Source organism: Nocardia sp. CA-136227, from assembly GCF_050955695.1.
GTDB lineage: Bacteria > Actinomycetota > Actinomycetes > Mycobacteriales > Mycobacteriaceae > Nocardia.
Window position 1 is genome coordinate 6,962,096 of the sequence record NZ_CP192081.1, and the last position, 22,588, is coordinate 6,984,683.

21 protein-coding genes are annotated in these 22,588 nt (G+C 67.9%); 6 read left to right on the plus strand and 15 right to left on the minus strand.

Annotated elements, in window-relative coordinates; genetic code table 11:
* Positions 1-340: 340 nt before the first annotated feature.
* A complete protein-coding gene (locus tag ACQP06_RS32115) occupies positions 341-1,693 on the minus strand; it encodes a GAF domain-containing protein (RefSeq protein ID WP_357281711.1) in 1,353 nt (450 codons plus the stop codon).
* A 307-nt stretch (positions 1,694-2,000) separates the two neighbouring features.
* On the opposite strand from ACQP06_RS32115, the gene ACQP06_RS32120 reads away from it, so the two are divergent.
* Together ACQP06_RS32120 and ACQP06_RS32125 are read left to right on the plus strand one after the other, a co-directional pair.
* The gene (locus ACQP06_RS32120; protein ID WP_433668631.1) at positions 2,001-3,245 is read left to right on the plus strand and encodes a cytochrome P450; all 1,245 of its coding nucleotides are present in this window, start codon (positions 2,001-2,003) and stop codon (positions 3,243-3,245) included.
* The gene (locus ACQP06_RS32125) at positions 3,246-3,572 is read left to right on the plus strand and encodes a nuclear transport factor 2 family protein (protein ID WP_433668633.1); all 327 of its coding nucleotides are present in this window, start codon (positions 3,246-3,248) and stop codon (positions 3,570-3,572) included. It begins immediately after the preceding gene.
* Here the strand turns inward: ACQP06_RS32125 and mftF are convergent, their stop codons facing one another.
* Entirely contained in the window at positions 3,573-4,970 is a 1,398-nt protein-coding gene (gene mftF / locus ACQP06_RS32130; RefSeq protein ID WP_433668634.1) for a mycofactocin biosynthesis glycosyltransferase MftF, read from the minus strand.
* A gap of 313 nt (positions 4,971-5,283) precedes the next feature.
* Between mftF and mftR2 the strand changes: the two genes are divergently transcribed.
* A complete protein-coding gene (gene mftR2, locus ACQP06_RS32135; protein ID WP_357091178.1) occupies positions 5,284-5,904 on the plus strand; it encodes a mycofactocin system transcriptional regulator MftR2 in 621 nt (206 codons plus the stop codon).
* Positions 5,905-5,976: 72 nt separating this feature from the next.
* Complete coding sequence (locus tag ACQP06_RS32140) at positions 5,977-7,032, plus strand: 2Fe-2S iron-sulfur cluster-binding protein (protein ID WP_404204528.1); 1,056 nt, start codon at positions 5,977-5,979, stop codon at positions 7,030-7,032.
* 106 nt (positions 7,033-7,138) lie between these two features.
* Here the strand turns inward: ACQP06_RS32140 and ACQP06_RS32145 are convergent, their stop codons facing one another.
* The 6 genes from ACQP06_RS32145 to ACQP06_RS32170 form a co-directional block, all read right to left on the minus strand.
* Entirely contained in the window at positions 7,139-7,717 is a 579-nt protein-coding gene (locus tag ACQP06_RS32145; protein WP_433668635.1) for a transglycosylase SLT domain-containing protein, read from the minus strand.
* Positions 7,718-8,040: 323 nt separating this feature from the next.
* Positions 8,041-8,799: a DNA alkylation repair protein gene (locus ACQP06_RS32150; RefSeq protein WP_433668637.1), complete on the minus strand. Its 759-nt coding sequence runs from the start codon at positions 8,797-8,799 to the stop codon at positions 8,041-8,043.
* A 102-nt stretch (positions 8,800-8,901) separates the two neighbouring features.
* On the minus strand, positions 8,902-10,401 hold the full coding sequence (locus ACQP06_RS32155; RefSeq protein ID WP_433668639.1) for a hypothetical protein: 1,500 nt from the start codon (positions 10,399-10,401) through the stop codon (positions 8,902-8,904).
* A 137-nt stretch (positions 10,402-10,538) separates the two neighbouring features.
* A complete protein-coding gene (locus ACQP06_RS32160) occupies positions 10,539-11,684 on the minus strand; it encodes a lipase family protein (protein ID WP_433673495.1) in 1,146 nt (381 codons plus the stop codon).
* A gap of 178 nt (positions 11,685-11,862) precedes the next feature.
* Positions 11,863-12,477 (minus strand): TetR/AcrR family transcriptional regulator, encoded by a 615-nt coding sequence (locus tag ACQP06_RS32165; RefSeq protein WP_433591925.1) that lies wholly within the window; start codon positions 12,475-12,477, stop codon positions 11,863-11,865.
* A gap of 146 nt (positions 12,478-12,623) precedes the next feature.
* Positions 12,624-12,977 carry an SPW repeat protein gene (locus ACQP06_RS32170; RefSeq protein ID WP_433668641.1) on the minus strand — a complete coding sequence of 118 codons (354 nt, stop codon included), beginning with the start codon at positions 12,975-12,977 and terminating at the stop codon, positions 12,624-12,626.
* A gap of 157 nt (positions 12,978-13,134) precedes the next feature.
* Between ACQP06_RS32170 and ACQP06_RS32175 the strand changes: the two genes are divergently transcribed.
* Together ACQP06_RS32175 and ACQP06_RS32180 are read left to right on the plus strand one after the other, a co-directional pair.
* Positions 13,135-14,328, plus strand: coding sequence for an NAD(P)/FAD-dependent oxidoreductase (locus ACQP06_RS32175; RefSeq protein WP_433668642.1), 1,194 nt, complete (start codon positions 13,135-13,137; stop codon positions 14,326-14,328).
* A 95-nt stretch (positions 14,329-14,423) separates the two neighbouring features.
* Positions 14,424-15,206: a glutamate racemase gene (locus ACQP06_RS32180; protein ID WP_433668644.1), complete on the plus strand. Its 783-nt coding sequence runs from the start codon at positions 14,424-14,426 to the stop codon at positions 15,204-15,206.
* A gap of 156 nt (positions 15,207-15,362) precedes the next feature.
* Here the strand turns inward: ACQP06_RS32180 and tuf are convergent, their stop codons facing one another.
* The 7 genes from tuf to hppD all read right to left on the minus strand — a co-directional run bounded on the left by tuf (position 15,363) and on the right by hppD (position 22,456).
* Positions 15,363-16,553: an elongation factor Tu gene (gene tuf, locus ACQP06_RS32185; protein ID WP_433668646.1), complete on the minus strand. Its 1,191-nt coding sequence runs from the start codon at positions 16,551-16,553 to the stop codon at positions 15,363-15,365.
* A 116-nt stretch (positions 16,554-16,669) separates the two neighbouring features.
* Positions 16,670-18,775 carry an elongation factor G gene (gene fusA, locus ACQP06_RS32190; protein WP_433668648.1) on the minus strand — a complete coding sequence of 702 codons (2,106 nt, stop codon included), beginning with the start codon at positions 18,773-18,775 and terminating at the stop codon, positions 16,670-16,672.
* A gap of 177 nt (positions 18,776-18,952) precedes the next feature.
* A complete protein-coding gene (gene rpsG / locus ACQP06_RS32195) occupies positions 18,953-19,423 on the minus strand; it encodes a 30S ribosomal protein S7 (protein ID WP_040813378.1) in 471 nt (156 codons plus the stop codon).
* Positions 19,423-19,797 carry a 30S ribosomal protein S12 gene (gene rpsL, locus ACQP06_RS32200; protein ID WP_014353064.1) on the minus strand — a complete coding sequence of 125 codons (375 nt, stop codon included), beginning with the start codon at positions 19,795-19,797 and terminating at the stop codon, positions 19,423-19,425. Before rpsL ends, rpsG begins: the two co-directional genes overlap by 1 nt.
* 278 nt (positions 19,798-20,075) lie before the next feature.
* On the minus strand, positions 20,076-20,639 hold the full coding sequence (locus ACQP06_RS32205; RefSeq protein WP_433668650.1) for a DUF3558 domain-containing protein: 564 nt from the start codon (positions 20,637-20,639) through the stop codon (positions 20,076-20,078).
* A gap of 11 nt (positions 20,640-20,650) precedes the next feature.
* Positions 20,651-21,181, minus strand: coding sequence for a DUF3558 domain-containing protein (locus ACQP06_RS32210; RefSeq protein ID WP_433668651.1), 531 nt, complete (start codon positions 21,179-21,181; stop codon positions 20,651-20,653).
* A gap of 69 nt (positions 21,182-21,250) precedes the next feature.
* Positions 21,251-22,456: a 4-hydroxyphenylpyruvate dioxygenase gene (gene hppD / locus ACQP06_RS32215; RefSeq protein ID WP_433668652.1), complete on the minus strand. Its 1,206-nt coding sequence runs from the start codon at positions 22,454-22,456 to the stop codon at positions 21,251-21,253.
* Between the last annotated feature and the right edge of the window lie 132 nt (positions 22,457-22,588).

Here is a 22,588-nt window from a genome sequence, read left to right on the forward strand (position 1 = left end):
CCTGGGTTTTTCGACGAATGCGCGGCGAATCCGCGCGTGATCCAACTAGTGCTCGAAGCGGCCGGGCTTACTGGCTCGCCGGCCGGGACGCGATTGCCTCCGGGTCATCGCGTCCGGACTGTCCTACTGCCGATCTCCTCCAACTGTCACCTGCATCACAAGGGATGCCGTTCATGCATGCGAACACTAGGCGTTTACACAATAAAAAGGAACTTTTTCCTGAAAAAAAGTTGGACGAGCGTCTAGTTGGCAGCCGATCCGGCGCGAAGATCGCGATGAATGTGGGTCAGACCACATAACAAGGCGGCGGTGTGACCAACCGCACTTTCGGATGTGGAGATTAGGAGTCGAAACGTTGCAACTGCGTTGCATCGGCGCCCAAGCGCCGGTCCAGCACCCGGATCTTGGCCTCGATCTGCGCATACAGCGGAGACTCGCGATCCACGGTGGCCCGATAGGCCGCCCACGCCGCCGCGTCGTCGCGCCCTTCGGCGCCCGCGGTCCACCGACTCAAGACCGAAGCGTCGCCGGAACGTAATACAGCCGTTCTCAAGCGCACCCGCAATTCATCGCGAATGTCTATAACTCCCGGAGCGGTCGAGCGCGGCAACACCGGGCCCGCGTACAGCCGCACGGCGGCGTCCACATCCCCGGAATCCAGGGCGGCGCGCAGCGCCTCCACATCGGTGGCGATCGGCACCCGCAACCGGTACGGGCGCGAGCCGAAGACGTTCGAACCGACCACCGAGCGCAGCCGCGACATGGCGGCGCGAATCGTGGCGTTGTCCAGATCGGCGTCATCGAGGAGCAGGGCCAGGTGATCGGCCGACAACCCCTCGGAATGCTCGGCGAGCAGCAACAGGATCTCGGCGTGCCGCTGCGACAACGGGACCCGCTCCCCCGCCACGGTCAGCTGCGGCTGACCCAGCCCGAGCACCTCCAGACCCAGGCGTTCCGGCGCGGGCGCGTCGGCGTGCGAACGCCGGTCCTGGCCCGAACGCACAGCGGCCAGCAGCAGATCCATCTCCGCGGCCGTGGCCGCCGCCTTCACCAGCGCCAGGATCTCCGGGCGCGCCACCCGCACGCCGCCGGCGATCATCAGCACGCCCACCAGGCGGCCGTCCGGATCGTGCACCGGCGCAGCCGCTCCCGTGATCTGGTGCATGCGGTGCAGGAAATGCTCGGGGCCGTGGATCCAGGCCGCGCGGCCGGTGCGCACCACCAGGCCCACCGCGTTGGTGCCGACCCGGCGTTCGCTCAGGTCGTTGCCCTCGCGCAATCCCGCCTCGGCGGCCGGCTGCACCCGGTCGGCATTGCCGTGCACCGAGAGCACGCGGCCGAACTGGTCGGCCACCACCACGATCAAACCGGTACTGGTCGCGTCCCGCAGCAACAGCTTGTCCACCAGCGGCATCACCGCGGCGATCGGATGCGCGTCGCGATAGCGCTCGAGGTCCGCGCCGCGCAGGCCGCGACCGTCCCCATCGTCCATCGGGTCCACGCCGCCGCGCACGCTGCGCAGCCACGATTCCAGGACCATGGGACGTAACAAGCCGGGCAGTTGCCCCAGCTGTTCTCCACCCAGGCTGAGATATCCGTGAGCCTGGGCGGCATATGTTTCGAGCGCACCGAGTTGACTGCCCGGTTCGGCGCCGTGGTTAGGGTTTCCCCCACCCGCAAGATTGCTGACCATTTGCCTTTCTTTCCGCACCCAAAGGGTACCGGCGGACCTGAGAGCCCAAGGCGGAAGCTGTACGTTTGTCCGGCAGGTCACACAGCAACCGTGTCCCGCGGAAATGTGAGCTACGCAGCATCTTGTTAAACACGCCGTGTTCAGTCACTGCGCGTGATCCGCGCGGCGCGGCGGCCCCGCCGAGGTTGCGGTGGCGCCGCTGACCGGATCACGACCGCGCACCCCGCCCCGAAAACCTTGCGGCGGCCCGGTTTTCGGTTAACACGGTTCACCGAATGTACCGCCCCGGCTCGCGCACTGTGCGAGGGTGGGTGGGGTGGAGGACATCGACCTGACCGATCTCGACCGGTTCGCGCGCGGCTTCCCGCACGCGGTCTTCGACCGGCTGCGGGCCGACACGCCGGTCTGGTGGCATCCGCCCACCCCGCACACCCCCGACGGGGAAGGGTTCTGGGTGGTCAGCCGGTACGCCGACATCGTTGCCGTGGCCGGGGATTCGGTCACCTATTCCTCCGAGAGCGGCGGAGAACGGCGCGGCGGCGGCACCCTCATCGAGGACCTGCCCGTGGACTGGGCCGTCGGAGTCCTGCTCAACATGATGGACGACCCCCGGCACGCGGGCGTGCGGAAACTCCTCATGCCCAGCGTCGCGCCGCGCACCCTGAAACTCATCGAGGACGACCTGCGGCAACGCGCCGCCGACCTGGTCGACGCGGCGCTGGCCAAGGGCGAGTGCGACTTTCTGCTCGACCTCGCCGCCGAACTGCCGCTGCAGGCCGTCGCCCAACTGCTCGGGGTGCCGCAGGAGGACCGGCACCGGCTCTTCGGCTGGGCCAACGTCGCCCTGGACTACGACGATCGCGACCTCGGCGAGGCCACCGCGCGCACCCAGCGGGCCGTCGCCGAAACCCGGGCCTACGGGCGGGAACTGCTCGCCGCCAAGACCGCCGCGCCCGCCGACGACCTGCTCTCCCTGGCCGCCCACGCCACCATCGACGGGCAGCCGCTCACCGATATGGAGCAGGCCATGCTGTTCAGCCTGCTCATCGCGGCCGGCAGCGAGACCACCCGCAACTCCATCGCCGTCGGGATGCTGGCGCTCATCGAACGACCCGAGGTCTGGCGCAGCCTGCGCGAGGACCGGTCCCAACTGGACGGGGCCGTCGACGAGATGCTGCGGTGGGCCTCCTCCACCTCCTACAACCGGCGCACCGCCACCCGCGACGCCGAACTCGGCGGACAGCGAATCAAGGCCGGGGACAAGGTCACCCTGTGGTGGACCTCCGCGAACCGGGACGAAGCCGTGTTCGCCGACCCGCACACCTTCGACATCACCCGGCGGCCCAACCCGCACCTCGCCTTCGGGCGCGGCGGGCACTTCTGCCTCGGATCCAATCTGGCCCGCATGGAGATGCGGGTGGTGTTCGACGCGCTGCTCGACCGGGTCGAGACCGCCGAACTCACCGGGGCCGTCGAATACACGCGCAGCAACAAGCACACCGGCGTCCGGCACATGCCGGTCCGGCTGCGGGCGCGCGGGGAGGAAGAGTAGATGAGCATCTCGGAGGATTACGTGCGGGCGGTCAACGCCGCCGACGAGGCCGCGCTGCTGAAGCTCTTCGCGCCCGGGGCCGAACTGCGCAATCCGCGAGGCGTTTTCACGGGTCACGACGAAATCGCCGGGTTCTATCGGGATGTCGTGTTCGCGGGCCGGGCGCGGACCGAGATCACGCGGGTAATCCCGGGCCCGTCAGTCGAAGTCGCACAGCTCGAGGCGACCAGCCCGCTCGGCAAGCCCGGCAACCGCACCTACGCGATCGACGTCTTCGGTCTCGGCCCCGACGGGCGCATCACCACACTGGAGATCTACTACCGCTGATCAACTGGACGGGAGCGTCGGTTTCAGCGCCGCCGCACTGCGGGTGCGGGCCGCGCCCCACCACACGCCCGTCCCGTAGGCCACATCGTCCAACCGCCGGCAGAACACGTAGCGGATCGGATCCAGGCTGCCCGGCTCCCGATGGGTGAACCAGTCCGCCAAGCCCTCCGCCATGGCCAGGGTGATCGCGATGTGCCGGATCCGGCGCGAGCACAGCATGCCCAGCAGCGTCACCGGCCAATAGTGACGGCACATGGCCGACGCCAGCCGCCACACCGCACCGCCGAAACCGCGCGTCATATAGATGGCGGCCACCCGGTTCGGATTGTCGAGCCCGGCGAACACCCGGCGTAATCGGACCAGCGTCGCGCCCAGGGTCAGCACCCCGCCGAAGATGCCCCAGCCCGACGCGGTGCTCAGCAGGCCCGCCGACACCGCCGTCCAGATCGGCAGCGACAGCGGCGCGGCCATCCCCTTGTGCCGTTGCGCCAGCGGGGCCACACCCGTCCCATGGGTGACCTTGTGGGAGAACCACTTTCGCAGTGACACCGGATTGCTGTGCGCCACCCGGGCCGCGGGCTCGTAGCGCAGCCGCCAGCCCGCGCGATCCAGCCGCCAGCACAGGTCGACATCGCCGCCCGCGCCCATGGACTCGTCGAAACCGCCCTCGCCCAGCACGGCCAGCCGGCGCACCAGCACCGCCGAACTCGGCACGTACGGCACCGGGCCGTGCGCCTGCACCGCCGACTCACGGCGGCCGCGATGCACCGAACCGCGGGTGTGCTCGTAGCGGGCCAGCACCGTGGAATCGGGATCCATGGCCAGGATGCGCGGGGCCACCAGCGCCACCTTGGGATCGCTGAAATGCCCCAGCATGACCTCCAGCCAGCCGGTCCGGGGCACCACCTCCGGATCCAGGAAGGCCACGAATTCGGTTGACGCGGATCGCAATCCGAAATTACGGGCCGCGGCCGCCCCGTGCCGGCGATCGCGGCGCAGCACGGTGATCCGGCATCGGCTGCGCGCCTCCGGAATCCGCACCGGCTGATCCGAACCGTCGTCCACCACGATCACCGTGTGGCCGCGCAGCGCCGACAACAGCCGCGACAGCTCCGGAGCGTTGTTGTGCACCGGCACGATCACGGTGACGTCCTCCAGCGACGGCAACAGCCGCGGACGCGGGTTCGCGACACCGGAATCGAGAAGACGTCTGGCAACCCGCGCCGACGCCGGGTCGGTCACCTCGAGGTACCCGTCACCGATCAAGGCCGCAGCTTCCGGAGCGAGCCGTAGCAACCTCGTCGGCGTGCCGCCGACCAGTAGCCGTCCACCGGAATAAGTGCGCACCTTGGGATCGATTCGCACCCCGAAACCATCGGGAAGGCGATCATGGCGCATTCCCGAATGCTAAGTCAGCACACCACTGGCAATGATGATTGCCACGCTGGCTCTGTTAATTTTGCCCTCCGCTTCGCTCCGGGCGGGTTCGCGGCCCCTGGTCCCGATTCTTCCCTCCGCCGCTCCTCCGCTTCGCTCCCCCGCTCCGTCAGTCCAGAATCGGGACGGCCGCGAACCTTGGGTGCACATCGGACCGTAGCTCGACCAGCAGAGTCGGGTGCGCTCTACACTGCGGGAGGAAAATCGGCAGTTGAACAGGTAGGGGACGGAAATCCGTGCCCGTGGTGGTCGAGGCGGTATGGGAGTCGGGCGCATGCAGACAGGCGGGGGCGGTAACACCCTCTCGGAATCCGAGATCGTCGAGGCCGCCCTGCGGGTGGTCCGGCAGGACGGCGTGGAGAAGCTGTCGATGCGACGGCTCTCCCGCGAACTCGGAGTTTCACCGATGGCCCCCTATTACTACGTCGCCGACAAGCGGGAGCTACTCGACTTGGTGGCGACCGCGGCGCTGACCGGCGTCCGCAAGCCGCCACCCGAATTCGGCACGTGGCAAATGCGTTTGCGGGATCTCATCGACCAGATCGACGAGAAATTGCGCAAGCACCCGGGTCTCGGCGACGTCCTGATCGAGCAGATGCTCGGCAAACAGCTCGACCTGATCGCGGCCGTGATGGAAATCCTCTTCGACGCCGGTTTCGACGAGCGCAATGTGCTCTCCGCCTACGCCACCATCCACACCTATCTGTTCGGTCGTTCCAAGGTGAACCCGCGCGACCGCTCGTCGCTGCTGGACCGGGTGCTGCCCGAGGCGGTGGAGCGCGCCACCAAACACATGGCGGATCTGCGCGGCAAGTTCTCCTACGACTTCTCGATGGACGTGCTGATCGCCGGTCTGGAAGCTCAGCTTGTCCGGCAGCGCGACAGCCACGTATAGTCAAACTAGAACACGTTCTAGTTTGGGTAGACTGCTCCGGCTGACCATCACTGCCGGGTTCGAGAGGACACTATGACCACCGTCGACGTACCGCACAGCTCGCGATCGGCCGTGCTGCGGGTCTCCGCGGTCATCAACGAGACGGCCGACTCCTGCTCGCTGGTCTTCGACGTGCCCGAGGAACTCAGCGAGCGCTTCGCCTACACGCCGGGCCAGTTCCTGACCCTGCGCATCCCGAGCGACCTGACCGGGTCCGTGGCCCGCTGCTACTCGCTGGCCAGCTCGCCGCACACCGACGACAAGCCGAAGGTGACCATCAAGCGCACCGTCGACGGCTACGCGTCGAACTGGGTGTGCGACAACGTGAAAGCCGGCGACACCATGGAGGTGCTGCCGCCGTCCGGCGTCTTCACCCCCAAGAACCTCGACGAGGATCTGCTGCTGTTCGCGGCCGGCAGCGGCATCACCCCGGTGATGTCCATCCTCAAGTCGGCGCTCGCCCGCGGCAACGGCCGCATCGTGGTGGTCTACGCCAACCGCGACCACGAGTCGGTCATCTTCGCCCGCGAACTGCGCGAACTCGCCGACAAGAACCCGCAGCGGGTCGTCGTCATCCACTGGCTCGAAGCCCTCCAGGGCCTGCCGACCGCGGACGCCTTCGCCGCCCTGGTCTCGCCCTACACCGCCCACGAGGCGTTCATGTGCGGCCCCAAGCCGTTCATGGACCGGGTCCACGACGCCCTCGGCCAGCTCGGCGTGCCGCGCAACCGCACCCACGCCGAGGTCTTCAACTCGCTCTCCGGCGACCCGTTCGCCGATGTCGCCCCGGTCGAGATCAGCGCCGAGGAGGCCGCCGACGCCGCCAGCGTCGAGGTCGAACTCGACGGCGAGACCCACGAGATGACCTGGCCGCGCAGCCAGACCCTGGTCGACATCATGCTCTCCAAGGGCCTGGACGTGCCCTACTCCTGCCTCGAGGGCGAATGCGGCTCCTGCGCCTGCACCGTCCTGGAGGGCGAGGTGGAGATGGAGAACGCGGAGATCCTCGACCCCGAGGACATCGCCAACGGCTACATCCTGGGCTGCCAGGCCCGGCCGGTGACGGACCGCCTGAAGATCCAGTTCTGAGACAACCCGACTCCCGGAACTCTCAGGGCTTCGCCCCGAACCCCGAAAACGATTCGGCCGCCGCGTTGTATCACGCGGCGGCCGATGTCGTTTGTGCGGTCCGGGCTCAGTACGCCGAGAAGACGTTGTCGATCGAGCCGTAGCGGTGCGCCGCGTAGTTGCAGGCGGCGGAGATGTTCGCGACCGGGTCGTAGATGTCCCACGAGGTGCCGTCGACGTGGTACGCCTGGAACGTCGGGTCGATGACCTGCAGCAGCCCCTTGGACGGGATGCCCGCGGCGGCGTTCGAGTCGTAGAGGTTGATGGCGCGCGGGTTTCCGCCGGACTCACGCTGGATGTTGCGGAAGATGCCGTCGTAGCTGCCCGGAATGCCGCGCTGGTTCATGACCTGCATGGCATTGCGGATCCAGCCGTCCAGATTGTCGGCGAAGACCGGGGGCAGCAACTGGTTGAGGGGGCCGGGCAGACCCTGCACCGCGGCGCGGACCTGGTCCTGCTGCGGCGCCGGCAGGGAGTTGTTGAGATCGGTGGCCTGCTGCTGGACCTGCTGGGCGGTGCCCTGGAACTCGGGCGGGACGCCGTTGACGTCGGCGGAGGCGGTGCCGGCGGCGATGGCCGAGGCGGCGAGCGCGACGGCGGCGAGGCTGGTGACGGTTCGGACGGGCTGAGCGAAGAATTTATGCATGGCGAATCTCGGTATCGCAGCGCTGACCACGGCGGGTGTCCCTCGGGACCCTGCCGACGCACTGCATGGATCGTGATGTGCAAGGTGGCGGAACGAGATTCGGGAGATTTCCCAGCTATCACCGTTCGTTCACGCTCTCGCCGAAGGCGGCGGTCTCCGCGTGGGGTGCTCCAACTCGTTTCGAGCTGGTATCGGCCATTGCCGACTGATCACAGAGTGGTCTCGACAAATGAACGTAAACTGAACACAGGGTGAACTGTCAGGATAAATCCCTCGAGCGATGCATCACAGCAACCCGGCAGCGTGGGCTACCGGCGCGGTGTTCACCGCTGGGCGCGGTAGTGCGCCCGTTGCTCCGGGGTGAGGTGCTCGGTCGCGTAACTCAACGCCGTGCGGCCCATCGCCGCCGCGTGCGCGTCCAGAAATCCGGTCAGAATCGCGGGATCCACCCGCTTCCCGATCTCGCGCAGCATCCAGCCCACCGCCTTCTGGATCAGATCACGGCGGTCGTCGAGCAGCCGCTCACACAATTCCACGGTGGTGGCGGTATCCCCCTGTTTGATGAACGCGAACGTGGTCAGCAACGCCACCCGCCGCTCCCACAGCGAATCCCCCGCCGCGAATTTCCCGAGCAGATCGCGCGGACGCTCCAGCAACCACGGACCGAGAATGAACTCCGCCGAGGCGTCCACCAGATCCCAGTTGTTCACCCGGCCCCGGCGCACCGCCGCCAGATACAACTCGACAATCTCACGCTGCCGCGCCGCATCGCCCCCGCGCTGGCGCGACGCCTTCGTCATCTCCCCATTCAGAATCACCAGCGCCGCCAGCCGATGCTCGTGCACCGGACTGTCGAGCAGTGCGTCGATCTCCGAAAGCGGCATCCCGGCAAACCGTTTCACCGCCTTCCGGGTCTGCGGAACCCGGACGCCGATGAATACATCCCCTTCGCCGTACTCGCCCGGCCCGGTCTTGAAAAAGCGCTGCAGATGCACCGCGTCGGCCGGATCGGCGAGCGCCGCCAAATCCGCTCGCACCGCATCGGCGGTCAAACCATTCGACGCCGCACCGATACCGCTCATCGCGCCTCCCGAGTCAGTGATCCAAGGCCCTCTCGAACGAATACTGAAGTGACGCCTCATCCCATAACGGTCCGGGTAACTCGCCGGGGACGTCCACGAGCTTTACCGTGTTTCCGCCGCGGCTCGTAAGAGGACCTCGCCAAAATTTCGCATGTGGTCCGCCCCTCCGTACCAGGCGGCGACCAATTCCACGGCCGCCGAACGGGTCCGGTGCGCGGCGTCGGCCAACTGCGCGATATCACCCCCACCGGATTCGGCGGCGCTGGCGGCCACTTCCAGATCGTGGCTGGCGACCAGCAGGCGCATGATGTGGTGCAGGTCGATGGTGGCGTCGCCGGTGCGGAACTCGGCGGAGGCCTTCGACTCCGGCGCGGCGGCGGGCGATGCGGGCGCGATGACCGTCGACTCGGTCGCGACCACCGTCGACTCGGTCACGACGGGCGTCGGCTCCGTCAGTGCGTGCGCCGGTGCGGCCACGGGCTCGGCCGGCACAGCGGCGGGTTCGGACAGCGCGACGACGGGCTCGGACAGCGCGGCGATCGGCTCGGGAACGCTCGAAACCTGCTGCTCGACAACGGGTTCCGGGGCGGCGCGACGACGCGAGGGAGCACCCGCCGGGCGGGTGGACTCGCGGGGCGCCTCGTGCACGCTCTCGCGCAGGGACGCGGCGACCGCCTCCATGCTCTCCAGACTGGCCGGGGCCTCCAGGCTCTCCAGACGGGCCGGAGTCTCCAGTCGCTCCGGGGTCTCCAGTCGCTCAGGGGTTTCCAGCCGCTCCGGGATCTCGTACCGGACGGGCGGCTCGGGGTCCGGCGCGTAGCGGCGCGACACCGGAGGCTCGAATTCGACAGCGGGGCCGGCGCCGAAGACGCTGTCCCGCGGCTCGGCCGGCAGGGCGAAGGACTGCAGCTCGGGGGCGGGACGCAGGCCCAGCGTGTCGCTGTCCATGGCGGACGGCGCCGCGAAAGGCTCGCTCTCCGGGGCGGAACGGGTGAACTGCCCGCTGTCGGCGGGACTGGTCAGCGGACCGCTGTCATTGATCGACCGGGCGAACGGCGACCCGTCGGCGGCGGGGCGCGTTCCGAACGGCTCACCGTTGACCGGCACCGCGAACGGCTCACTGTCGGTGGTGATGCGGGCCGAGAACGGCTCGTCCGCGGCCAGCCGGGCGGCCACGGCCTCCGGGTCCGAGGTGCGCTGCGGCAGTCCGGGGGCGCGCTGCGGCAGCTCCGGAGCACGCTGCGGCAACTCCGGCGCGCGCTGGGTCAGGTCGAAATTGCGCTGCGGCAGGTCAGGGGAGCGCTGCGGTAGATCGGGCGCGATCCGGCGCGACAGGGCCTCCGATTCCGGTGTGCTGCGCAGGGTTACGGGTGCCGACGACCACTGCACCTGCTGGTCGTGGCCGTTCCGGCTCAGGCCGTCGTGCCCGTTGCGGGACAGACCGTCGTGGCCGTTGCGGGACAACCCGGCGTGCGCGCCGGTATCGATGCCGGTCAGCACCGGATTCGGTGAGGTGCCCGGCGCGTCCGGGTGGGTGAGGCGGTAACCCGGCTGACGCGCGGAACGCGAATCCCCCGGGCCGGTGGTGAAATCGGCATCCATGGCCGCCATTCTTACCGGGCGGTGGCGGCCGGTGCGAGTCGGGCTACGCTCCGGCCGTGCGCCCGGTCACCACGAAACCGGCTCACGACCAACGGTATTGGGGCATTGACGCGCGCGCCACCCGGCGGCGAACCGGCTCAGCAGGTGGTCGGAGCCGGTACGCCGCGCAACCGGGCGTCCACCCAGTCCAGCGCCGCGGGCAGGCCCAGCACTGCCGCGGACAGGTGTTCGGGCGACGAGTTCAGATTGACGTCGACCGGCACCCCCGCCGCGCAGTACCGGCGGTCGGTGTTCACGATGGCGTCCACCGGGATCAGCGGATCGGTCGGCGAATGCCATTCGAAGATCGGCGTATTCGGCACCCCGTCGTACAGCTCCAGGCTGTTCTCCTGCAGCACCGACAGCGCCGTCGGATCGTCGATCAGCAAGGTGCTGGCCGCGAACTCGCGCGCGCTGTGGCCCGCCCCGATGGCCATGATCTCGTTGGTGCAGCCATTGGCCATGGCGTTGCGGGCGGACAGGCCCGCGGTGTTCATCTGGGTGCTGATCGGCAGCCGGTCCGGATACTCCCGCTCCAGGCCGATGGCGGCCGCCATGGCCAGCCCGAACGCCGGATGCGGCTGGAAGCCCAGCTGGCGCACCATCTTCTCCAGATTCATCGGCACGCCGCCGGTGGCCGCGCCCGCGATCTCCAGTTCCGGCGCGTAGCGCGGGGCCAGCGCCGCCGCCCACGCGGTCGCCATGCCGCCGCCGGAGTATCCGGCCATCGCGACCCGGCTGTCACCGAGGCCCAGTTCCGGCGTCCGCTTGACCGCACGAATCCCGTCCAGGGTGATCTGCCCGCCCAATTTGGCCGCGCCGTAGGCGAAATTCGGTCCGAGGTGGTCCGGCAGCGCCACCGACCAGCCGCGCCGCAGCGCCACGTTCAGGGCGACGGCTTCCTTCACATACAGATTCGGGTCGCTGGTGTACAGCACCCGCGACACCGCGCACTGCGCGCCGAGGCCGTTGATGATGTGCTGATAGGACAGCAGCGGCCCGCCCGGCTGATGCTCGCGCGGCGTGAGCACCGTGGTGACCGCGGCGATCGGGCCGCCCTCGGAGCCGGTGGACCGGAATTTCACCATGGTGACCGCGGTCTCGGGGAACATCAGCAGCGGCGGCATGGGCCGCGTCGCCAGCACGTCGCCCGGCGCGAAGTCGGCGATGTCGGCCGGTTGCGCGTAGAACGGATCCGGGTCGGGCGCGGGATAGATCGGATCCGCGTGCGCCGCGGGCGCCATCGCCGCGAGAGCCAGACCCGCCGAGAACAATCCGAAAATACGCAGCAACAGCTTGGCTTTCACCAGTTCCTCCACGAATTTCGCAGTGAGAATCGCATGTTTGCCCCACAAGGAGTGTGGTTCGCGAAGGTTGGAGAAGAAACAGCGACACGCCAGCAATCATGATGTCGCGGCGAACTCAACCCATCTGGGTCATGCCCGCCGCCACCACGTTCGCCACATTCAGGATCTCGTCGGCCGTCGGCAACGGCAGCCCGTCCAACGCGTGCAGGCGATCCGTGCTCGCGATGGCCAGCATCGCCGACACCCACGCCGCCGCGCAGGCCCGCAGCGTCCCCGGCTGCACCGGGCCCGGCGCACTCGCCGCCAGCACCCGCGCGGTCGCGTCCAGCAGCTGATCGCGCATGCGGCGCAACTGCTTGCGCACATCCGGATGGGTATCGGCCTCGCGCCACATGATGACGCGTAGCACCGAGGAATGGTGATCGCGCAGATTCAGCGCGGCGTCCATATTGACCAGACTCTTGGCCGGATCACCCGGCACCACCACCGAATAGATATCGTCGATCGGCTCCGGCGGGACGCGCTCGGCCATCAGGGCCGACAGAATCGCGTCCTTGGTCGGGAAGTAGTAGAAGACGAGGCCTTTGGGCACCCCGGCGGCCTCGGCGATGGCCGCGGTGGCCGTGGCGTCGAAACCATTGGCCGCGAACAGCTTCTCGGCGGCATCGAGAATGAGCTGGCGAGCGTCCCCGTCGACCTTCTTGCTGCGACGCTTCCGTGGTGCAGGCACTGCTCGACTTCCTCCTCACGCTTCGAAGCGGAGGCGGCCGCCACCGGTCGGGCGGACGTAGGGAACAAGCATATCGCGCGGACACGCCGGCCTCGTGGGGTCTCCCGCCCTTCACAGGAGAACGAGGCCGGCGCGCCGCGACCCGGTCAGTGGTGCGCCGCGGTGCCGAATCGGCCCGCAACCTCCGGCATCTCGGCCAACGCGACCACGACCGTCAACGCGCCCACGATCCATGCGACCCAGGAGGCGTTGCTGTAGGAGTGGAAGTTCATCACCCACGGGGAGATGAACATCAGGACACCGAGGACGCCGAGCGCTCGGCCCGTCATCGCGGTACCCATATCGCGCAACTGCGCCAGGCCCGCGAGTGCGATCAGCACACCGAGCACGACGAGGGTCCACAGTGCGCGGTCGCTGTGCGACACCCAGATCGGGGACAGCGCGGCTACGACGCCGAGCACGAACGTCAAGGCGTGCTCCGCGCGACTCATGGTGAACATGGAATGCCTCCTTTGAAAGGCCAGGAAATATGTTCTGATTCCGTTGTAATACTGATTGACCGCCCGATCAATAAATGCCCGGATACGATTGGGCCGCATCTCGGGTGTGACGGCCGACACGTCGGTGGGGGCCTGCGGGAACCGCTAAGGTGGGCACATGTCGCACTCGGTAGAACAGGTTCTAATTGTCGGTGGTGGACTCGCGGGATTGCGCACCGCAGAGGAGCTCCGACGTGCCGGTTACACCGGTGAACTGACCCTGCTGAGCGACGAGAACCACGCCCCGTACGACCGGCCGCCGCTGTCGAAGCAGTACATGCGCGGCGAAACCGACGACACCGCGCTGCGGCCCGCCGAGTTCTACGCCGAACAGGACATCCGGCTGCGCCTGGGCGTCACCGCCACCGGCGTCGACACCGACGCCCGCCGGGTCCGGCTCTCCGACGGCACCGAAGCCGCCTACGACGCCCTGGTCATCGCCACCGGGCTGCGGCCGCGCCGGATCCCCGGGCTGCCCGAGGTCTCCGGCGTGCACGTGCTGCGCTCGCACGACGACGCCGCGGCCATGCGCGACCACCTGGACTCGGCCCACAAGGCCGTCATCGTGGGCGCCGGCTTCATCGGCTGCGAACTCGCGGCCAGCTTCCGGGCGCGCGGGCTCGACGTCACCATCGTCGAACCGCAGCCCACTCCCCTGTACGCCGCGCTCGGCGAGCAGGTCGGCGCGCTGGTGGCCCGGCTGCACGAGGCCGAGGGCATCGAGCTGCGCTGCGGCGTCGGGGTGGAAACGCTTGTCACCGAGGGTGACTCGGTGAGCGGCGTCCGGCTCGCCGACGGCAGCGTCGTCGACGCCGACCTGGTGGTCATCGGCATCGGCTCGGTGCCCGTCACCGAGTGGCTCGACGGCTCCGGCATTCCGCTGGCCGCGCCCGCCGACGGCGGTGGCGTGCTCGCCGACGAGACCGGGCGCACCTCGGTCCCCGGCGTCTGGGCGCTCGGCGACGTGGCCGCCTGGCCGCACGCCATCGGCCGCAACAAGCGCGTCGAGCACTGGACCAATGCCGGCGAGCAGGCGCAGGTGCTGGCCGCCGCGCTGCTGGGCGGCGCCCCGGCCGAGATCCAGGTGCCGTACGTGTGGAGCGACCAGTACGACATGAAGATCCAGGTGCTCGGCATCCCGGCGCTGGCCGACGAGATCGAGATCGTGGAGGACAAGGGCCGCAAGTTCCTGGCCCACTACCGCCGCGCGGGCACGCTGGTCGCCGTGGTCGGCGCGAGCATGGCGGGCAAGGTCATGAAGGCCCGCGGCGAACTCGCCGCGAACCTCCAGCCGGTGGCTACCGCGGGCTGAACGGGCGCGGGCAACCGCTCGGCCACACCTGGACAAGCGCGACATTCCGACCCGCGGTTCGCGATCAGGCCGGTGCTTTCACTACCGTGCAAGGTGTGATCGTCGCGCTCATCGACTCCGGACTGGGGCTGCTGCCCACGGCCGCCTGGTTGCGGAAGCTGCGGCCCGATCTCGACCTGCTGCTGCTCAACGACCCCGACGGCGCGCCCTGGGGTCCCAAGCCCGAGCAGTGGGTCATCGACCGGGTGCTGGACACCGCACGCCTCGCCCTGAGCGAGGGCGCGGAAGTCATTGTGCTGCCCTGCAATACGGCCAGCGTCACCGCGCTCGAACACGTCCGCGCCATGGTCGGGCCCGAGGTGCCGGTGATCGGCACCGTGCCCGCCATCAAACCCGCCGCGGCCGCCTGCGCGAAGGTCGCCGTCTGGGCGACCGCCGCCACCACCGGCAGCTCCTACCAGGCCGGGCTGATCGCGCAGTTCGGCGGCGACGCCGAGGTCACCGGGGTCGCGTGCCACGGGCTCGCCGACGCCATCGACCGCGGTGACCTCCCGGTCATCGCCGAGGCCATCGCGGCTGCCGCCGCCCGCACCCCCGCCGACACCGAGGGCATCGTGCTCGGCTGCACCCACTACCCGCTCGTCCTCGACGACATCCTCGCCGCTCTGCCCGACGGCGTGCGCGTCTTCGACAGCGCCGAGGCCGTGGCCGGGCAGACCCTGCGCCGCATGGACGCCCTCGGACGGCCCACCGCGGGGGCGGGCGCCGTCCGCATCCTGGCCTCCGGACGTCCGGCCCGACTGCCTTCCGCCGCAGCGGCTTTCGAATCCGGCCGCCTGCTCGGCGCGACCTGCGAGGACCGGCTCACCGCCTCCTGATCACTCCCCCGGACACACGAAAGGGCCGCTCCCCCAAGGGAAGCGGCCCTTTCGCATGCGGCGACGCGAAGGACGCCGAAAAGGCAGACGGCGCCGCCCCTTTCGGAGCGACGCCGTCCGTCAGCGATTCAAGGAATCACCAGGTGATTCAGCGAATCACTTGATGATCTTGGTGACGCGACCGGCACCGACGGTGCGGCCACCCTCACGGATCGCGAAACGCAGGCCCTCGTCCATGGCGACCGGCTGGATCAGCTTGACCAGCATCTCGGTGTTGTCGCCGGGCATGACCATCTCGGTGCCCTCGGGGAGGGTCACGACGCCGGTCACGTCCGTGGTACGGAAGTAGAACTGCGGGCGGTAGTTGTTGAAGAACGGGGTGTGGCGGCCGCCCTCGTCCTTCGACAGGATGTACGCCTGGCCCTCGAACTCGGTGTGCGGGGTGGTGGTGCCCGGCTTCACGACGACCTGACCACGCTCGACGTCGTCACGCTTCAGACCACGAACCAGCAGACCGACGTTGTCGCCCGCCTGGCCCTGGTCCAGCAGCTTGCGGAACATCTCGACACCGGTGATGGTGGTCTTCTGCGACTTCTCGCGGATGCCGACGATCTCGACTTCCTCGTTCACGTTGATCACACCGCGCTCGATACGACCGGTGACGACGGTGCCACGACCGGTGATCGTGAAGACGTCCTCGATCGGCATCAGGAACGGCTTGTCGGTCTCACGGACCGGGTCCGGGATCGACTCGTCGACAGCGTTCATGAGCTCCAGCACGGACGCGGTCCACTTCGGGTCGCCCTCGAGCGCCTTCAGGCCGGAGACGCGCACGACGGGGGCATCCTCGTCGAACTCCTGCGAAGCCAGCAGCTCGCGGACCTCCATCTCGACGAGCTCGAGGATTTCCTCGTCGTCGACCATGTCGGACTTGTTCAGCGCGACCAGGATGTAGGGCACGCCGACCTGGCGGGCGAGCAGCACGTGCTCACGGGTCTGCGGCATCGGGCCGTCGGTGGCGGCCACGACCAGGATCGCGCCGTCCATCTGGGCGGCACCGGTGATCATGTTCTTGATGTAGTCCGCGTGACCGGGGGCGTCGACGTGCGCGTAGTGGCGCTTCTCGGTCTGGTACTCGACGTGGGAGATGTTGATCGTGATACCACGAGCCTTCTCCTCCGGCGCCTTGTCGATCTGGTCGAACGCGAACGCGGCGTTCACGTCCGGGTAGGTGTCAGCCAGCACCTTGGTGATCGCGGCAGTCAGCGTGGTCTTGCCGTGGTCGACGTGACCAATGGTGCCGATGTTGACGTGGGGCTTCGTCCGCTCGAACTTCGCCTTCGCCACTGTGGTCCTCCTGGACTAGTTAGTGCGTGCTTTTTTGCAGCAGTGCGGTTTGTATAACAGGGGGTCGTTCGACGACCACGCGGGGCGGACTCTCGAGAATCCGCCCCGACAGCGAATTACTCGCCGGTCGCCTTGGCGATGATCTCCTTCGACACGTTGGCCGGAACCTCCGCGTACGAATTGAACACCATCGAGAAGTTCGCCCGGCCCTGGGTCTTCGACCGCAGGTCACCGATGTAGCCGAACATCTCCGAGAGCGGAACCAGCGCCTTGACGACACGGGCACCACTGCGTTCCTCCATGGCCTGGATCTGGCCACGGCGGGAGTTCAGGTCGCCGATCACTTCGCCCATGTAGTCCTCGGGCGTGGTGACCTCGACCGCCATCAGCGGCTCGAGGATCACCGGACCGGCCTTGCGGGCCGCTTCCTTGAGGGCCATCGCGCCGGCGATCTTGAACGCCATTTCCGAGGAGTCGACCTCGTGGTAGGCGCCGTCGAGCAGCGAAGCCTTCACGTTCACCAGCGGGAAGCCGGCGAGCACGCCGTACTGCATGGCGTCCTGGATACCGGCGTCGACCGAGGGGATGTACTCACGCGGAACACGGCCACCGGTGACCTTGTTCTGGAACTCGTAGGTGGCGCCGTCCTCGGCGTCGACCAGCGGCTCCAGAGCGATGATGACGCGGGCGAACTGACCCGAACCACCGGTCTGCTTCTTGTGGGTGTACTCGTACTTGTCCACCGCCTTGGTCAGGGTCTCACGGTAGGCCACCTGCGGCTTACCGATGTTGGCCTCGACCTTGAACTCGCGCTTCATGCGGTCGACGTAGATGTCGAGCTGGAGCTCACCCATACCGCCGATGACGGTCTGGCCGGTCTCCTGGTCCAGCTTCACGTTGAAGGTGGGGTCCTCCTCCGCGAACTTCTGGATCGCGGTGCCCAGCTTCTCCTGGTCGGCCTTGGTCTTCGGCTCGATGGCCACCTCGATGACCGGGTCCGGGAAGGTCATGGACTCCAGCACGATCTGGTTCTGCGGATCGCACAGGGTGTCACCCGTGGTGGTGTCCTTCAGACCGATGACCGCGTAGATGTGGCCGGCCACGGCCTCGGGAACCGGGTTCTCCTTGTTGGAGTGCATCTGGAACAGCTTGCCCAGACGCTCCTTCTTGCCCTTGGTCGCGTTGATGACCTGAGCGCCGGAATCGACCTTGCCGGAGTACACACGGACGTAGGTCAGCTTGCCGAAGAACGGGTGGGTCGCGATCTTGAACGCCAGCGCCGCGAAGGGCTCGTCCGAAGACGGCTTGCGGGTGAGGATCTCGTCTTCCTTGCCGGGCACGTGGCCCTGCACCGACTCCACGTTCAGCGGCGACGGCAGGTAGTCGACGACGGCGTCGAGCATGGGCTGCACGCCCTTGTTCTTGAACGCCGAACCGCACAGCACCGGGTAGAGCTCGGAGTTGACGGTCATCTTGCGGATGGCGCCCTTGATCTCCTCGATCGAGAGCTCCTCGCCACCGGCGAACTTGTCCAGCAGCTCCTCGTCCGACTCGGCGACGGTCTCGAGCAGCTCCTCGCGGTACTGCTCGGCGCGCTCCTTGAGATCGGCCGGGATCTCGACGACCTCGTACTGCTCGCCGAGCTTGGTCTCGCCCTTCCAGACCTTGGCGTTCATCTCGACCAGGTCGACGATGCCCTCGAAGGTGTCCTCGGCGCCGATCGGCAGCTGGATGACCAGCGGCTTCGCACCCAGGCGGTCCTTGATGGTCTGAACGGTGAAGTAGAAGTCAGCGCCCAGCTTGTCCATCTTGTTGACGAAGCAGATACGCGGCACGTCGTACTTGTCGGCCTGACGCCACACCTGCTCGGACTGCGGCTCGACGCCTTCCTTGCCGTCGAACACCGCGACGGCGCCATCGAGCACGCGCAGCGAACGCTCCACCTCGACGGTGAAGTCGACGTGGCCGGGGGTGTCGATGATGTTGATCTGGTTGTCGTTCCAGTAACAGGTCGTCGCGGCGGACGTGATGGTGATGCCGCGTTCCTGCTCCTGCGCCATCCAGTCCATGGTGGCGGCGCCATCGTGAACTTCACCGATCTTGTACGTGATACCGGTGTAGAACAGGATGCGTTCGGTGGTGGTGGTCTTGCCCGCATCGATGTGGGCCATGATGCCGATGTTGCGGACCTTGTTCAGGTCGGTGAGCACTTCCTGTGCCACGGAAATCTTCCCCGCTCGTAGCTAGTTGGGATTCAACGGGATAGGCCCTGGGGTTCCTGGGCCATCGGTGTCAACGTCGGGCGCGACGCGTAAGTGCCTCGCTTGCAGCAGCTCGGCGGTCGCGCCCGACATGTGACTCGTCTCCCGGCACTTCCGAACGGAGGGCCGGGCCACAGGTCACCAGCGGTAGTGCGCGAAGGCCCGGTTCGACTCGGCCATCTTGTGGGTGTCCTCGCGACGCTTCACCGAAGCGCCCAGGCCGTTGCTGGCGTCCAGCAGCTCGTTGGCCAGACGCTCGACCATGGTCTTCTCGCGGCGAGCGCGGGAGTAGTTGACCAGCCAGCGCAGCGCCAGGGTGTTGGCGCGGCCCGGACGGACCTCGACCGGCACCTGGTAGGTGGCGCCACCGACACGGCGGGGCTTGACCTCGAGGGCGGGCTTGACGTTGTCCAGCGCGCGCTTCAGCGTGACGACCGGATCGGTGCCGGTCTTCTCGCGAGCCTGCTCGAGGGCGCCGTAGACGATGCGCTCGGCGGTGGACTTCTTGCCGTCCAGCAGGATCTTGTTGACCAGCTGCGTCACCAGGGGCGAGCCGTAGACCGGGTCGTTGATCAGGGGACGCTTGGGAGCGGGACCCTTACGCGGCATTAGCTCTTCTCCTTCTTGGCGCCGTAGCGGCTGCGGGCCTGCTTGCGGTTCTTGACACCCTGGGTGTCGAGCGAGCCGCGGATGATCTTGTAGCGCACACCCGGGAGGTCCTTCACACGACCGCCGCGCACGAGCACCATCGAGTGCTCCTGGAGGTTGTGGCCCTCACCGGGGATGTAGGCCGTGACCTCGACCGCGCTGGTCAGGCGAACACGCGCGACCTTACGGAGCGCGGAGTTCGGCTTCTTCGGGGTCGTGGTGTACACGCGAGTGCACACGCCACGACGCTGCGGGCTCCCCTTGAGGGCCGCAGTCTTGGTCTTGGCGACCTTGTCGCGGCGACCCTTGCGGACCAGCTGGTTGATGGTTGGCATAGACCGGCTTTCCTTATTAGTAACCAGGTGTCTGGAACTTCATGTCTTTGTCATTCGAGCTCTCCGCCCAGTTCCCGCGGCATTTCGCCGCCACGGGGTCGGGCGTGTCGTACGCAGCTCGGAGCCCTTTTCAAGGCACGCTGAAAAGGTCAGCCGCTCTCGCTGGCCTACGTACTGCGCATCAACTTGCCCGAATGCTTCCGGGCACAGCGGTCCACGATACCCGCGGGCTCTGGGAGGGGCAAAAGAGGGTCCCCCCGCCGGGGCTGGTAGAGCCCTTATCGAGCCAGGTTCAACGTCAACTCCACCAGCTTGCGAGCCGCTTCGCAGGGGTCCGCGTGCCGAGATCCATTGCGGTAGTTGACCCACCAGCCGACGATGCCGGTATCCGCGGCCGGGGCGCTCACGCCGCACGAGTCCGGATCGTTCGGGCGGTGCGTCTCCAGCGAGCGCCGGCCCTGCACGGTGATGTCGTTGGTCACATACTTCAGACGGTCGTTGTTGGCCTTCTCGTTGGCCAGCGAGCCGAGCTCGTACCAGCTGAGCGTGACCATGCCGCTGCCCGCGGCGCCGCCGGTCAGATTCCACATGCAGACCGCGCCGTTGAACGACGGCTCCACATACATGTTGTCGCCGACCGCTTTGCCGATGTCGTCGACCGCGACCACCTGGCATTCGCGCAGCAGCTTGTCGAAGTTGGTGTTGATCCGGGGCGAGCCGCCGGTGCCGGTGGTGCCGCCGGCGGGCAGGGCGGTGCCCGGCACGGTCTTGCCGCACCCGGCCAGCGCCGCGGTGAGGACGAGCACGGACGCGGCTACAGCAAGCTTGCCGCGACGCGGCATGGCGGTCCCCCTCATCCGAGCCGCTGCACGGTCAGTTCGGCCATCTTGCGTGTGCGGTCGCAGGGGTTGCCGAGATTGCCGCTGCCGAACGCGCCGTACGAGATGGACCATTCGAAGAAGTCGTCGTCGAGCTGCACCGCGAGATCGCAGACCGCGTTGCTGGGGTCCAGCGCCTGGAAGCCCTTGCGCCCGCCGACCTCGATGCTGGCGGGGGTGCGGCCGACGCTGGCCACCCACGCCTTCTCGCGATCGATGGGGCTGCCGCGGTAGGAGGCGAAAGTCACGCTGGAGGAACTGATTCCGCCCGCCTGCCAATTGCAGCCGGTGGAGTTCTTGAAGACGGTGGTGAGGGTCCCGAGCCCGCCCAGGTCCCGGACCTCGTCGTCGGTGAGGTGACCGCACTCCCCGACGAACGGCCCGAGCGTCGCCACTTTGGGCGGTGGCCGCAACCCCGGAGTGTCCTCCGAATCCTTGGTCCCCCCGCACGCCGACAGCAGCAAGGCGAGGACCGACCCCGCGACGATCGCTGACGCCATTCGCATGGCCTGAACTCTACTGGTTTTGCCGGATCAGGCTCGTCGTCAGGGTTTGCGGTCGTGTTGCTTTGCTGTTCAGAGGTTTCCGCGCGCTTCCTGTTCACGCTCTATCGCCTGGAACAGGGCCTTGAAGTTTCCCTTGCCGAAACCGAGGGAGCCGTGGCGTTCGATGAGCTCGAAGAACACGGTCGGGCGGTCGGTGACGGGCTTGCAGAAGATCTGCAGCAGGTAGCCGTCCTCGTCGCGGTCGACCAGGATGCCGCGGCGCTGGAGTTCGGCGACCGGGACCCGGACGTGGCCGATGCGGGCGCGCAGTTCCGGATCCTCGTAGTAGCTGTCGGGGGTGTCGAGGAATTCGATGCCCTCGCGGCGCAGCACGTCGACCGCGGTGAGGATGTCGCCGGTGGCCAGGGCGATGTGCTGGACGCCGGGGCCGCGGTAGAACTCGAGGTACTCGTCGATCTGGGAGCGCTTGCGGCTCGGGGCGGGTTCGTTGAGCGGGAACTTGACCCGGTGGTTGCCGTTCGCCACGACCTTGCTCATCAGCGCCGAGTAGTCGGTGGCGATGTCGTCGCCGACGAATTCGGCCATGTTCTCGAATCCCATGACGCGCCGGTAGAACTCGACCCACTGGTCCATGCGCCCGAGTTCCACATTGCCGACCACGTGGTCGATGGCCTGGAAGACGCGCGTCGGCTGCCCGGGGCGTGGAGCGTAGGCGGAGCGGCGGGGCTGATAGCCCGGCAGGTAGGGACCGTAGTAGCGGGAGCGGTCGACGAGGCTGTGCCGGGTGTCGCCGTAGGTGGCGATGGCGGCGGAGCGGACGACCCCGTATTCGTCGCCCTCGTCGTGCGGTTCGACCAGGACGGTGGCGCCCTGGGCGCGGGCGCGGCGGATGCAGCGGTCCACGTCCGGCACCTCGAGCGCGATGTCCACCACCCCGTCCCCGTGCCGATCGTGATGCGCCACAAGCGGACTGGCCGGGTCCACCGCGCCCTTGACCACGAAGCGGGCGCCGCCGCTGCGCAGCACGAACGCCTTGTGGTCGCGATTGCCGGTCTCGGGCCCGGAGTAGGCCTCCAGCCGCATACCGAACGCGGACTGCAGGTAGTGCGCGGTCTGGGTGGCATTGCCGACCACCCACACCAGCGCGTCCCAGCCCAGCACCGGGAAGGGGTCCGTGGCGGCGTCGTGGTCGATCAGGCCGACCAGGCGGCGCAGTTCGTCGTCGCCGGGCAGGTCGCCGGACCGCGGGCGCTGGTGTCCTGCGTCGATGCTCATGTGATCAGGAAAAGCCCACCGGTCGCCACTAGGCAATATCGCCGAAATTCACTGAACACTGTGGTGAATCGCACCACCATCCGCCGCCCGGTGCTGGACAATTTGAATAGCAGCGAACTCACGAGCGGAGCT